This window comes from Vibrio sp. KUL70 (genome assembly GCF_059725515.1).
Genome location: NZ_AP045835.1, coordinates 214,092 through 227,303, shown reverse-complemented (window position 1 = coordinate 227,303; position 13,212 = coordinate 214,092). Strand labels below are relative to the sequence as shown.

The window sequence follows — 13,212 nt, the reverse complement described above, 5'->3', positions numbered from 1 at the left end:
TAGCAGAGACGTTTAGTTGATAGAGAAGACAATATGGAAAAGGTCGACCTAGAAACATGTTCACTATGAATTGGGGAATCAAATAGATATGGTTACTATCGAGCGACTAGCGCAAGCGCAAATTGAGTCGGTAAAGAAGGTAAAGAAGGTAAAGTTAGCTGAAGAACAAGTTAAGTTTGCAGGGACTGCGGAAGAGTTCTTAAAAGATGCTAGTGAGACCACTCACCTGCATATTATTAAGCTAGACAACGAAGTCGTTGGCTTTTTTAAACTGGATACGGCTTATGGTGAAAGTTATGAGTTCTGTCCTGAATCTGGAGTTGGATTAAGAGCATTCGCAATAGATAACAGTCAGCAAGGTAAGGGGGTAGGGACATGTGCGGTAAAAGCTCTGTTTCCGTATTTAAAAGAGCACTACGCCTCATCATTTGAATTTATCTACTTAACCGTAAATCTGAAGAACCCAGGTGCGATTGCTTGTTATGAGAAGGCTGGCTTCGAAAAGACCGGAGAGTTGTACCTTGGAGGAGCCGCGGGTCCACAGTACATTATGCGTGGCAAATTGTAGCTGCCAATCGGAAAAAATTCTGTCATCGAAGAAGTCCAAAGCAGACATCTTCGATAACAGGGCAATTTTTGAAACGAGAGCGGCAGTTTATTTTTAGATTGATGCTTCCCGCTTCGAGATTCGGTTAATCACGTTCAAATGCAGTGAAAGCGTAGTCTTGGTGCAGGCTTGCTTGATATTCACCATTTTCGATTTGTTCTACTGACACACTTGAATCACCTAGGCGAACATTGCGTACAAAGTGATGCTGATTCGTTGGCAACGTCGCTTTGAGTTGTTGATTGTTCATTGTGTTTAGCGAAGTGGCAAACTCTTCAGCAGCGTTTTGAGCTTGTTCTTGAGTTGCAAAAACACCCACATCCAAGTTGGCTTCACGGTCAACCTGAACCCAAGAAGATGAAGCGAAAGAAGCTGAAGTGAATGCTAGAGTTGCAGCAAGAGTAATAATGCGTTTCATAATGTAATCCTCAAAAAATTTTTTTACTGGAGGCGCTTTGCCTCGGTACAACGCTATTATTATGTAAATCATAAGTGTGATAAATATCACATGACTCATTTCACTGATGCCAAAAATACACGAATCGAAACTTGGTTTTTTACGTTTCGCCCCAACTGCGCTTGCGGTTTAATGTCGAAAGTGTGTTTTGGTATATTTTATTGTGTGTATGAGAACGATAAAATGGTGAAATTGCCTTATGGCAATTGATCTAAATTCATGGTTGTTTTGCAATCATTTATTTGTAATTTTTGGAAAGTCTATGCTGATTGTTGGTTTGGTGAGGTTTTGGGTAAAAAAAGAGCAGCATAAATTGCTGCTCGAATATTTCAGAGTTAATCAGTAACTTTCAAAGGCAGTGGGGAAAGTCAACGGAGGGATGATAATTTAAATGTAGACTTTTGTCTCGATAATAAATTTCCATTCTTTGTGGTAATAATTGCATCAAACTATTGATATATAAACAAAAAGCCCACAATAAGTGTGCTTGAATATTAATGCGATATTAGAACAAGTAGCGAAGTGCTAACGATAAAATATCATCCTCACCATCTACGTCTTGGTTATAATAAATGAGGTTATCTTTTTTCTCTAAGTAATATCATGCTAGATAAGAGGAAAGAATAACCGAAGAACTCTAGTCCCTCTTCAACCAATGTTTTTATATCTCTGTTGTAACCATCACCTAAAAAATCCATCCAGAAACCTTTGTACCCGGCAATGCGTGAAAATATAAGGAACATAAAAACCCCGATTATCCAAACAAGGAAACTGTCTGTTGCTGTAAACCGTTTTACTGCAACAATAACGCTTTTTCGGTGGGAGAACATTTGATAGACGATTGTTGCCACGATAGCACCAGCGGGAACCTTCCAAAAGCCATGAAATAGGAATAGCTCAAATATTTGATCAAGCTCTCTCGAGACGAGTAGTAACATGAGCAGAGCATGAATTTTCAATATCGATGAAAATTCATGACGTTCTTGAGCTTTGACGTAGCTGATTAGCGCGGTGCCTAAAAGGATAGCAACTTGACTAATCTCAAGCACAGAGCTCTCTTTGGTGTGAGAGTCAAAGTGAATACTAATGTAAGCGACGACTAATGTGAGTACGAAGCTATGTAAAATAATGAATGTATCAAAGATGCGGTCGCCGCGTCGCTCGTCACAAATTGGGCTGATGTATTGCATTGAGTAAATCCAGAAAATAGTCAAACGATAGAGCAAAATGAGAGTCTTATTACAAGTAGGTTTCCCAAACCGGTGTAGTGCCAATTTCTCTCTGTATTGTGTCGATGAACAACTTGGCTAAAGGTTGCTGATTACGATGTGAGTACATGGCAAAAATGTCGCTGTGTGTTGAGAGTTTGTACTCAGGTAGAAGCTGTACAAGGCCTTGTTTTTCTATGCTTTCCTGTAGCATGAACTGGCCAATGACAGCGTAGCCAAGACCGTCTTGAACGGCATCCATAATCAAGTCAGTTTCGTTTACCTTGTACTTGGCATTCATGTTGAAAGTTTTGATTTCACCAGTCTGCTCGTCATCAATAATTCTAATTTTGTCTAACACGAAAGATTCACTTGAATAAATCACGGCGGGTAGCTTTATCAGATCTTCTGGTGTTTGTGGATTGCTGTGTCTTGCTAAGAAATCTTCTGAGGCAATGATGGCCAATTTATTGGTCGCGAGCTTACGTACAATCATGTTTGATTCGCGAATAGGTCCGATGCGAAACACCACATCGTAACCTTCGCTGATCACGTCAACTTTATGATCAGAAAGAAAAACTTCGACGGTAATGTGGGGATATTTACGCATGAAGCTTTTGATCGCCTTTTTTAGGTATGTCCGACCAAAGAACGAAGCGCTCGAGATCTTTAAGTGACCACGCGGCTCGGCATGAAAAGTGTCTGCAAGCTTTCTAGTCTCACTCAGTACCTCACGTACCTTTTTCGCCTGTTGGACCATCTCTTCACCAGCATTGGTGAGTGAAAGCGATCGGGTAGAGCGGTTGAGCAGTCTTAATCCTAGGCTGTCTTCTAATTTTTTTATCTGTTTTGATAATGCGGAACGGTCAATATGGTTTCTGTCGGCCGCCTTTGCAAAGGTGCCGTGTTCAGAGACATCAAGCAGTAGTTCCAGTTGAGTCGCTAAGTCCATGCTCACACTCCTAGTCATATTATTGTAATTAGATGTGATGGAGAGCGCATTTTACAAAATCCATACGCAGAAATTATGGTTTTATTAGCACTTCACTAGTGCCTTTTATGCACCAGTAGTTGTTTTGATAGTCAATACTGTAATTTGTCCGTTACACTGTTTGAAGAGCGCGCAAAAAGGCTGTTTGCGGTATGTTGGTATTTTCGTAGACGAAATGCACCATGAATGAATATTTATGTGTCGCTCTATCCGTGCAAATTTAGCACTACTTAGTGTTCAACTAGAGGCGTTATGACACTTGAGTCTCTTACGCGTGGTTGTATTCGTTGCATTACTTAAAACCTTGAACCGCCGTCTTCTGCGTTAGTCTTGAAGATAAGTGTGTGATCACTCATCGTTGTTTGACTCAAAACAGTGCCAAGTATCACTAACAATTTTATTAAATATGCTGTCTGTTCGGTTCTTTAACCACAGGCATTAAAGTTAGGAACAACATGGATTTAGCAACACGATTAGTACTGCTTCTCGAGGTTTCGAAAGCTGGCTCTTTTGCCAAAGCTGCAGATAGACTGAACGTTGATCGCTCTGTTTTATCAAAGCAGGTTAAACAACTAGAGGAGCACTTGGGAGTAAGGTTGATCAATCGCACCACGCGCTCACTTTCGTTGACTCACGTAGGAAAGCAAATCGTTGAACAAGCGGTCAAAGTGAGTGACTTACTTGAAGAGACAGAAAAGATCGCGGCGTGTTTTTACAAGGAACCTATTGGCAACCTTCGTATCTCTAGCACGACTTTGTTTGGTCGACGATTTTTGCAAAAGGCGGTTGAGGAGTTTTTGACTCGTTACCCAAGAGCATCGATCGAACTGATATTAGATGATAGTCGTGTTGATCTGGTGGGCGAGGGGTTTGATATTGTTTTTCGTATTGGCCCGATGAGAGATTCGTCAATGATTGCCAAGAGACTTGCCGAAAATAAAACAGCGATAGTTGCCTCAGAAGCGTTTATTGATAAACATGGTATGCCACGTTGCCCGGAAGAGTTGACGATGCTACCGAGCATAATTTACTCACATTCGGGCTTTGTCGCGGACAAAGTGCAGTTCTATCCCGAGGACAACACAGGAGAGCTTGAAACGTATGCCCTCACAGGCAACTATCGAGTGAATGAGCCTGAGTTGATTGTCGAAAGTGTCAAAGCCTCACTTGGGTTTGCCCAAATAGGTCAGTTTATGCTGAGTGAAGGTTTGGCTGAGCAAGGTTTGGTTCAGTTGTTGCCAGAACGCAGAATTCCATCCTTTGGTGACATCTACGCAATGTATACTCATCGAAAACAGTCGCCACTTGTGTTGGCCTTTATTGAGATTGTTCAAGAGATCATCGGCACTCCTCCAAGCTGGGAAAAGCACTTCGTCTAAGTGAAGAAATAGAGGTTATTTATATCTTCAAGCTTATTCGTCTAACAAATGTGAGCCAAGGTTGACCGTAGCTATCTAACGGTTTACCGCTCAATTGCTGGTCACTATTGCGAGCGTTTTATCTGACTCGTCTCTGTGCTTGGATGCGCTGTTTTCATTCTTTGTGCCTGATGGATATTAACAAGCAGTCGGTTGATGAGTTTTTGTAATGGCTCAATCTCTGGAAGTTTTTGATGTTTGACCTGAGTTTCCAAATCTAAAGCTTGTTTTGACAGCGTATTGAGCCCCAAATTGAGAGACATGCCTTTGATTGAGTGGAGTGTTTTTTGTAATGAATGCAACTCTTTGGCCATGTAAAAATCAATGAGGTGGTCGATGGATTCTTCGAACTCCGCTATCGTAGAGTCAATGAGTGTTGCGAGTGCTTCGTTGTCGTCTTGCAACATCAGAATGATTTCAGATCGGCTGATCTCCTCCTCAGTGAGTCTTAACTTCTCGATCGGTTCTCGGTGGAGCTCAATCACATTGCTGTCTCTGTTATCTGCTGCTTTGTCCTCTGTATCCACATTTGGTTGATTTCCTAATCGAGAGGAGAAATGTTGAAGGGCATCTAAGAAACTCTCTTGCTGAAGTGGTTTAGTTAAGACGTGATCAGCACCGGCTTCAATGAAGCTATCATGTGCTTCACGAAATACGTCGGCAGTGTAAGCGAAGATTAGGATGTTCAGTCCCAGGGATTTACGGATATAACGAGTCGCTTCTATGCCGTTCATTTCAGGCATATGGTTATCCATTAACACGAGATCAAAACGCTCTGATTTTAAGAGATTTATTGCAACAACACCATTTTCGGCCAGTGAAACTTGGTGTCCATAGTTCTCGCAGAAGCCTTTAGCAACGAGAGCATTCACACGGTTGTCTTCGACCAACAAAATGTTCAATGGCATTATGTCTGTAGAAGTGAATGAATCTGGCGTGTTTGAGCTATCAGCAAGTTCTTTTTCTCGCCAAGTAATCGGAAGTGTGATTTCGAAACGCGTACCTAAGCCTGGGGCACTGTTGAGGTGTATTTCACCTGACATCAGGTCAACGAGGTTTTTGACAATGGCTAAGCCAAGTCCTGTTCCACCAAACTCCCTTGTGGTTGATGCATCTGCCTGCTCAAAGGAGTTGAAGATATGTGCGTGCTTCTCTTCTGGAATACCGATACCGGTGTCTGTTACCGTCAGTATTAGTTCCGACGTTGCTTTATCCAAATCTGCTTTGATAAGTACATGACCGTCATTGGTGAATTTGGTTGCATTGCCTCCAAGGTTGAACAAGATCTGACGCAAGCGGGCACAGTCACCAAGTAATTCAATATGGTGAGGGATCTCGTTTTCGGTTAACAAGCGAATCGCTTTTTCATCCGCCATCGGTTGTAGCGCACTGCAGACCGGTTGCATCACTTGATTAAAGCAAAACGCTGCAACTTCTAGTTCCAGCTTGTTCTCTTCTGCCTTCGAAAAATCCAGGATGTCATTGAGAATGGTCATCAGATGTTGCCCAGAGTCCAAGATGATATTTATATTCTCTTGGGTTGCAGGCTCTTTAGTCTGAGACGCGATAATTTGTGATATACCGAGTACACCATTCATTGGGGTCCGAATCTCATGACTCATCGTTGAGAGAAACTCACTCTTGGTTTTCACCGCAGCCTCAGCTTTTTTTCTCTCTTCTATTAATGCTTCATTGTAAGAGCGCATGTCTTGCTCATTTTTAACCAAGTTGTGCGTCATTTTCCGAAAGCCATGTGTGAGCTGCGCAATTTCATCTTTTCCTTGTAGGTTAATGTTTGTATTAAGTGTGTTTGCTCCTTTACTTAAATGTCCTTCTGAGACTTGTTGTGTTGCATCTAGCAGAAATGTAATGCGTTTTCTGATTCGACTCGATGACCCAACGGCGACAACCAGTGATACAAATATGGTTAAGAGTGCGCCCCCAATCAGAACATGTGTTGTTCTTGTCGCACTGTTATCGGACTTAACCACGCGGATATCAATGAGTTCATTTTCAATAGCGATGAACTGATTCATCTCATTTCGTATCTCGTCGATAATGGTTTTGCTCGTTTTCTCTTGCACAAATTTGGTGACGTTCGACATAGACGTTTCGCTGCGGTCAGCACGTTGTTGCTGGACTATTTCTCGCGCGCCAGATTCTTTTAACCATCTTTCAAGTAAGGCGTCAATTTTGTGCAAGCGCTCAACTTGAGAGGGATTATCGTCGACTTGTTTGGCGAGTGTCGTAACTTTATCTTTCCACACAGCCAAGGCGAGATGGTATGGCTCAAGGAAGTCGGCATCGCCGGTAATAAGGTAGCCTCTTTGCCCGGTTTCCATATCGACGACGAGGTTCAGTAACTCTTGGGCTCGTGCGACTGCTTTATGCGTATGAACTACCCAATGGCTGTCTTTTACCATTGATTGAGTGTTTTCATACACGGAGAGAGAAACAAGCAGCATGAACACAATAGGAATACAGAAACTGACGAAAAGTTTCTTTTGCAGGGATATGTTATCGAACCATGTTGCATACATGAAAAACAGTACCTTAAGCCAGTTGCTATATTCAACTAGTGTAGTAGAGAAAAGCAAAAAGTTTAGGTGTGACGGTGCATATTGTGGTTATCGTGCAGTTTCAGTCTATTTCTGGAAATCCAACTTTAGATAACACAAGTTATTCGGTTCGATTATAGGTAAGGCGTTAATTTTTGAATTAAACGAGACACTTTGCTGCTTAACTGTTTGCTTTAAAGAGGTGAAGAGATAATGATTCGCGCAAAAGAGAGCACAAGAGTGTGCTCTCAATAGTGTTAACTGGTCAGTTTATAGTGTCAAAACACTGCTTCTTTCTACTAGAGTCGGCTCCAATTCTACCACTTGAGGATACACTTCTGGGGACTCCAAACGACTCAACAGAGTATCAACAGCCGCTTTACCTAGTCGATGTTTTGGCTGATGGATGGTCGTTAATGCTGGGGTCATGTATTTCGATAAGTGGATATCATCGTAGCCGATCAGTGAAAGATCTTGTGGTACACGCAAACCATCTTGTGCAGCAGCGTGAATCACACCCATCGCCATCATATCGTTGCAGACAAACAAAGCACTTGGCAGTCTTCCACGGTTTTTTAGCGTTTGAAATGCATCAAAGCCACCATCACACTCAAAGTTAGATTCGACAATCCAATCTGCGTTCACTTTGAGGTTGGCTTCACTCATGGCTTGTTTAAAGCCTTCGTAACGTGAAGAGGCTTGATTACGATGAAGAGGGCCTGTAATACAACCAATCTCAGTATGGCCGTTATCAATAAGATGTTGGGTAGCCATATACCCCCCTTGATGGGAGTTATCTTGGATCTTATCGCTTGCAAACAGCATTGGACCCCAATCCATGACAACGACAGGCAGCTCTGGGTAGCGCTCGAACACGTCTAGATGTTCGCCTTCTAGCGTTGAGCACATTAGCATTAAACCATCGACACGTTTTTGAAGTAGGGTGTCGATAGACGATTTCATGCGCTCACTATCGCCCTCGGTATTACAAAGTATAAGATTGTAGCCTTTTTCGTAACAACGTCTCTCTACGCCTTTTACGACTTCACCGAAAAATGGGTTCGTTGAGGTGGTCACCAACATACCGATCGTTTTTGTCTGCTTCATTTTTAGACTGCGAGCGAGGGCTGAGGGCGCGTAGTTGAGCTCTTTGGCCGCCTTGTTCACGCGTTCGGCAATTTCGTCGCTGACAAATCGAGATTTGTTGATTACATGGCTAACGGTAGAGGTCGAAACCTTGGCAAGTTTAGCGATGTCTTTCATTGTTGCCATAATAATTCCTTGTGGTGCTGTTCGTTCCACTTTGGGCGATATTCTGCCTGAAAACAGAGAGTTGTGCGCAATAAATTATTTAGAATTTATTGCGCACCAGCCGATACCGTTATCGTCATGAAGTGTGTAATTACCCTAGCTTTTCAGCAAGAAAAGCGTCGGTCTCTTCGCGTGAAGGTATCGATGTTTGTGCTCCAAAACGTGTCACTGAGATAGCCGCTGCCGCGTGCGCAAACTTGATCGCCTTCTCTAGTGGCATCTCTTCAAGTAAACCCGTAACCAACGCGCCATTGAATGTATCACCTGCAGCAGTGGTGTCCGTCGCTGCAACACGGAAGCCTTCGATCAGTTCACCTTCTCCAGCTGCATGGTCTTGTCCTTGACGGCTTACCCACACGCCTTTCGCACCAAGAGTAATCATCACTGTTTCAATGCCTTTCCCGTGCAGAACCAAGGATGCCTGATGCGCCGAAGCGCTGTCAGTTACGGTAACGCCGGTTAAGACTTCTGCTTCGGTCTCATTCGGCGTTATCACGTCGACACATGCAAGTAATTCGTTGGATAGAGGGCGAGCGGGTGCTGGGTTAAGAATCACTTTAGTACCAGATTCTTTCGCAACTTTTGCTGCGTACTCGATGCCTTCAAGCGGCGTTTCAAGTTGCGTTAACAGGTATTTTGCGCCACGAATCTTATCGAGGTGTGGTTCGATCTGTACGCTATCTAATTTGTCGTTTGCTTCGGCGGACAGACAGATGCTGTTCTCACCGGTTGCAGAAACTTGAATCATAGCAATCCCTGTTGGGGTGTTTTCAGCGACAATCACACCATCGATATTGATGCCGTCTTTCTCAAAATCTTGGCGAATATTGATACCAAATGGGTCGTCACCTACACAGGCGATGAAGCCGATGTCTGCATTCAAGCGAGCTGCCGCAACCGCTTGGTTTGCGCCTTTACCGCCAGGGATGACCTGATAGTTTCCGCCAATCAGTGTTTCACCTGGGCGAGGGAACGAAGGAACTTGAAGTACATGGTCAGCATTTACGCTACCTAAAACAATCAGTTGAGTCATGATACGAGCCTTATGATATATCGTATTTGAAAATGCATGGCTGTTTCTCATCTTTGCTCATTGGTTATCGAGATATCGTATAATGAGAAAGAGCGATGCACTGTCGTGATGGAAAGAAAGCGAGGGTAGGGGAAACCCTCGCTGTTCTTAATCAAGAAAGATTACTTAGCGATGATTTTTAGTGGTACTGGTACGTACTCATCAACTTTCTCGCCTTTCAGTACTTTATCTGCCATTTCGATACCAAGAGAGCCGATTAGATCCGGTTGTTGAGCAACAGTCGCACCCAGTAGACCGCGGTTAACGGCAGCAATACCATCGTCTGTACCGTCGAAGCCAACGATCATTACGTCTTTACCTGAAGCTTGAACAGCGCGTAGCGCACCCAGAGCCATTTCATCGTTCTGAGCGAATACGGCTTCTACGTCTGGGTTAGCAGCCAGTAGATTTTCCATTACGTTCAGACCTTTAGTACGGTCGAAGTCAGCAGGTTGGCTTGCAAGAAGCTCAAGGCCGCTGCCGTTTACTGCGTTCATGAAGCCTTCACCACGCTCACGAGCCGCAGATGTACCAGCGATACCTTCAAGTTGGATAACCTTCGCTTTCTCGCCCACTTTTTCCATGATGAAGTGACCCGCCATTTCACCACCGATTACGTTATCAGAAGCGATGTGGCTCACGACATCACCACGGCTTGCACCACGGTCTAGAGTCAATACAGGGATGCTTGAACGGTTAGCCATGCGAATCGCGTTAGATACAGCATCTGAATCTGTTGGGTTGATCAGGATTGCTTTAACACCACGAATGGTCAGATCTTCAATGTTCGACAGCTCTTTGCTTGGGTCGTTTTGAGAATCAAGAACGATAAGCTTGTAGCCTAGCTCTTCTGCTTTCGCCTCTGCGCCATCTTTCATCGTTACGAAGAACGGGTTGTTCAGTGTCGACAGTACGATAGCCATTGTGTCTTGCGCTTGAGCAGACACAGAAACCGTTGTTGAAAGTAGAGCAGCAGAAATTAGAGTTGCTAATTTTTTCATGGTGTAAGTCCTTTATGTAGGGTGAGCTAGAAGGTGAGTCCTAGCTCGTTGTTATATTATTGATTTATTAAGGTGTTACTTGTTTTTGTTATCAACCAATACCGCCAGAAGAATAACCACTGCTTTTGCAATCATCTGGTAGTAAGAAGAAACGTCTAATAGGTTTAGTGCGTTGTTCAGGAAGCCGATAATCAGCGCACCAATCAATGTGCCCATGATGCGACCACGACCGCCAGCTAAGCTTGTGCCACCAAGTACAACCGCGGCGATAGCGTCTAGCTCATAGCCCATACCTGCGGTTGGCTGTGCTGAAGAGAGGCGAGAAGCAACGATGATGCCTGCTACGGCAGCAAGTAGACCGCAGATGGCGTACACACCGATTTTTACTTTGTCTACATCGATACCCGATAGGCGAGTTGCTGATTCGTTGCCGCCAAGTGCGTAAACGTAGCGACCAAAACGAGTGTGGTTAAGTAGATACCAAACAGCCGCGAATACTACCGTCATGATCCATACTGGAACTGGGATACCCATTGCGTAGCCAGTACCGAACCAAGCGAATGCGTCTGCTGTGTCAGTAAAGCCAGTAGAAATTGGACGACCGTCGGTGTAAACCATGGTCACACCACGTAGAAGCGTCATGGTTACTAAGGTTGCGATGAAGGCTTGAACCTTACCTTTGGCGATGATCACACCACTGATAGCCCCCAGCGCAGCACCTGCTAATAGAGCGGTTGGTACAGCGACCATTACAGGGATTTCCATACCAATCATGCTGGCAGCGAACGCACCACAAAGTGCTAAAACTGAACCCACACTCAGGTCGATACCCGCAGTTAGAATAACCAGTGTCATACCGACAGCGATGATCGCGTTTACCGATGTTTGACGTAGGATGTTAAGAATGTTGTCGATCGTGAAAAAGTTTGGGTTCAAGAAAGAAACAATGACAATTAAGAAGATCAAAGCGATCAGTGATTTTTGTTCAATCAGCCACTCTTTGCTCAGTAGAGACTTCTTTGCTGGTGTTTCAGTTGTTTTGCTCATGGTATTGGTACTCATGCTGCGTCCTCGTTGATCTTTTTACCGACCGCACACGCCAGTAATAATTCTTGGTTTGCTTCTTTAGCGTCAAATTCGCCACTCACGCGGCCTTCATGCATCACCATGATGCGGTCACTCATTCCCAAAACTTCCGGCATTTCAGAAGAGACAAGGATGATGCTCATTCCGTCAGCCTTGAATTTGTTAATAAGCTGGTAAATCTCTTTTTTCGCACCGACATCGACACCACGGGTTGGCTCGTCGAGAATCAGAACTTTTGGTTTGGTCATCAAGCCTTTAGCAATCGCCACTTTCTGCTGGTTACCACCAGATAGGTTACCAATGATCTGCTCGCGAGTAGGGGTCTTGATGTTGAACAGCTTGATGAAGTCATCAACCGCGATCACTTCGTCTTTGTGTTGGATTTGCACGCCTTTGGTCAGGATGTCTAAAGAGCAAAGAGACATGTTCTCTTTCACCGACAGACCAAGCACGAGACCGTCACCTTTACGGTCTTCCGAGATATAGGCGATGCCATTAGCCAAGCCGTCTCTTGGACTCGCTGGATTAATGGTCTTGTTATCTAGGTTAATGACGCCGCGTTCGCTTGGCAGGGCACCGTAGATCACCTTCATCAGCTCAGTACGACCTGCACCCATCAAACCAGACACACCTAAAATCTCACCGCGTTTTAGAGTGAAGCTAACATCGTGTACACCAGAGCCCGTTAAGCCAACAACCTCTAAACAAGTCTCACCGTGAGTTGGTTCGATACGTGGGTACTGTTCGTCTAGCTTACGGCCTACCATCATTTCGATAAGACCATCTTCGTTGGTGTCTTTCACTTCACATTGACCAATGAATTTGCCATCACGAAGTACGGTAATGTCATCACAAATCTCGAAGATCTCTTTCAGTCGGTGAGAGATGTAAACAATGCCACAGCCTTCATCACGCAATTCGTTAATCACTTTGAAAAGAGATTCGGTTTCCGTATCAGTTAAGGCATCAGTTGGTTCATCCATAATGATGACCTTAGATTCAAACGATAGGGCTTTCGCGATCTCTACCATCTGTTGCTCGCCAAGGCTTAGCTCACCCAATGGAGTTTTAGAACTGTGTTTTACGTTAAGGCGTTTAAGTAGCTTGTCGGCTTCTTGATACATTTCGTTCCACAAGATGCGACCCATCGTTCCAGTGATTTCACGACCTAGAAAAATGTTCTCCGCAATTGTCAGTTCGGGAATCAGATTTAATTCTTGGTGAATAATGCTGATACCCGCTTGCTGCGAATCGCGTGGACCCTTAAATGCCGCTGGCTGACCTTGGTAGTGAATAGTGCCGCCATCAAGGTGGTAGATACCCGTCAACACTTTCATTAGGGTCGATTTACCCGCACCGTTTTCGCCCATTAGCGCCATAACACGCCCTGGGTAAACGTTGAGGCTCGCTTTATCCAAGGCTTTTACACCAGGGAAAGCTTTCTCAATTGAGTTAAGTTCTAAAATGGCTTGAGTCATGTGGTTTCCTTTACTCGGGGCCAGG

At 44.1% G+C, this 13,212-nt stretch carries 11 protein-coding genes; 2 read left to right on the top strand and 9 right to left on the bottom strand.

Annotation, left to right across the window (positions count from 1 at the left end; all coding sequences use genetic code 11):
* Positions 1 to 88 precede the first annotated feature (88 nt).
* Positions 89 to 568 (top strand): GNAT family N-acetyltransferase, encoded by a 480-nt coding sequence (locus AC6I7V_RS15080; protein WP_498012146.1) that lies wholly within the window; start codon positions 89 to 91, stop codon positions 566 to 568.
* Positions 569 to 692: 124 nt separating this feature from the next.
* Here AC6I7V_RS15080 and AC6I7V_RS15075 read toward each other — a convergent pair whose 3' ends face one another.
* From AC6I7V_RS15075 to AC6I7V_RS15065, 3 genes are all read right to left on the bottom strand, one after another.
* Complete coding sequence (locus AC6I7V_RS15075; RefSeq protein WP_498012145.1) at positions 693 to 1,025, bottom strand: DUF3316 domain-containing protein; 333 nt, start codon at positions 1,023 to 1,025, stop codon at positions 693 to 695.
* Between the two features lie 617 nt (positions 1,026 to 1,642).
* On the bottom strand, positions 1,643 to 2,254 hold the full coding sequence (locus tag AC6I7V_RS15070) for a hypothetical protein (protein WP_498012144.1): 612 nt from the start codon (positions 2,252 to 2,254) through the stop codon (positions 1,643 to 1,645).
* A 49-nt stretch (positions 2,255 to 2,303) separates the two neighbouring features.
* Positions 2,304 to 3,224, bottom strand: coding sequence for a LysR family transcriptional regulator (locus tag AC6I7V_RS15065; protein ID WP_498012143.1), 921 nt, complete (start codon positions 3,222 to 3,224; stop codon positions 2,304 to 2,306).
* A gap of 494 nt (positions 3,225 to 3,718) precedes the next feature.
* On the opposite strand from AC6I7V_RS15065, the gene AC6I7V_RS15060 reads away from it, so the two are divergent.
* Positions 3,719 to 4,642 carry a LysR family transcriptional regulator gene (locus AC6I7V_RS15060; RefSeq protein WP_498012142.1) on the top strand — a complete coding sequence of 308 codons (924 nt, stop codon included), beginning with the start codon at positions 3,719 to 3,721 and terminating at the stop codon, positions 4,640 to 4,642.
* A gap of 104 nt (positions 4,643 to 4,746) precedes the next feature.
* Here AC6I7V_RS15060 and AC6I7V_RS15055 read toward each other — a convergent pair whose 3' ends face one another.
* The 6 genes from AC6I7V_RS15055 to rbsA form a co-directional block, all read right to left on the bottom strand.
* Positions 4,747 to 7,221: a CHASE3 domain-containing protein gene (locus tag AC6I7V_RS15055; RefSeq protein WP_498012141.1), complete on the bottom strand. Its 2,475-nt coding sequence runs from the start codon at positions 7,219 to 7,221 to the stop codon at positions 4,747 to 4,749.
* Between the two features lie 288 nt (positions 7,222 to 7,509).
* Positions 7,510 to 8,511: a substrate-binding domain-containing protein gene (locus AC6I7V_RS15050; protein ID WP_498012140.1), complete on the bottom strand. Its 1,002-nt coding sequence runs from the start codon at positions 8,509 to 8,511 to the stop codon at positions 7,510 to 7,512.
* Positions 8,512 to 8,641: 130 nt separating this feature from the next.
* Positions 8,642 to 9,583, bottom strand: a complete 942-nt coding sequence (gene rbsK, locus AC6I7V_RS15045) for a ribokinase (RefSeq protein ID WP_498012139.1) — start codon at positions 9,581 to 9,583, stop codon at positions 8,642 to 8,644.
* A gap of 161 nt (positions 9,584 to 9,744) precedes the next feature.
* Positions 9,745 to 10,623 (bottom strand): ribose ABC transporter substrate-binding protein RbsB, encoded by an 879-nt coding sequence (rbsB, locus tag AC6I7V_RS15040; protein WP_108020025.1) that lies wholly within the window; start codon positions 10,621 to 10,623, stop codon positions 9,745 to 9,747.
* Between the two features lie 75 nt (positions 10,624 to 10,698).
* Complete coding sequence (gene rbsC, locus AC6I7V_RS15035) at positions 10,699 to 11,685, bottom strand: ribose ABC transporter permease (RefSeq protein ID WP_498012138.1); 987 nt, start codon at positions 11,683 to 11,685, stop codon at positions 10,699 to 10,701.
* A complete protein-coding gene (gene rbsA, locus AC6I7V_RS15030) occupies positions 11,682 to 13,187 on the bottom strand; it encodes a ribose ABC transporter ATP-binding protein RbsA (RefSeq protein ID WP_498012137.1) in 1,506 nt (501 codons plus the stop codon). Before rbsA ends, rbsC begins: the two co-directional genes overlap by 4 nt.
* Positions 13,188 to 13,212 lie beyond the last annotated feature (25 nt).

Excerpts from the sequence above, each read along its gene's own strand:
- AC6I7V_RS15080 (WP_498012146.1), top strand. The coding sequence starts at position 89 with ATGGTTACTATCGAGCGACTAGCGCAAGCGCAAATTGAGTCGGTAAAG.
- AC6I7V_RS15075 (WP_498012145.1), bottom strand. The coding sequence starts at position 1,025 with ATGAAACGCATTATTACTCTTGCTGCAACTCTAGCATTCACTTCAGCT.
- AC6I7V_RS15070 (WP_498012144.1), bottom strand. The coding sequence starts at position 2,254 with ATGCAATACATCAGCCCAATTTGTGACGAGCGACGCGGCGACCGCATC.
- AC6I7V_RS15065 (WP_498012143.1), bottom strand. The coding sequence starts at position 3,224 with ATGGACTTAGCGACTCAACTGGAACTACTGCTTGATGTCTCTGAACAC.
- AC6I7V_RS15060 (WP_498012142.1), top strand. The coding sequence starts at position 3,719 with ATGGATTTAGCAACACGATTAGTACTGCTTCTCGAGGTTTCGAAAGCT.
- AC6I7V_RS15055 (WP_498012141.1), bottom strand. The coding sequence starts at position 7,221 with ATGTATGCAACATGGTTCGATAACATATCCCTGCAAAAGAAACTTTTC.
- AC6I7V_RS15050 (WP_498012140.1), bottom strand. The coding sequence starts at position 8,511 with ATGGCAACAATGAAAGACATCGCTAAACTTGCCAAGGTTTCGACCTCT.
- rbsK (WP_498012139.1), bottom strand. The coding sequence starts at position 9,583 with ATGACTCAACTGATTGTTTTAGGTAGCGTAAATGCTGACCATGTACTT.
- rbsB (WP_108020025.1), bottom strand. The coding sequence starts at position 10,623 with ATGAAAAAATTAGCAACTCTAATTTCTGCTGCTCTACTTTCAACAACG.
- rbsC (WP_498012138.1), bottom strand. The coding sequence starts at position 11,685 with ATGAGTACCAATACCATGAGCAAAACAACTGAAACACCAGCAAAGAAG.
- rbsA (WP_498012137.1), bottom strand. The coding sequence starts at position 13,187 with ATGACTCAAGCCATTTTAGAACTTAACTCAATTGAGAAAGCTTTCCCT.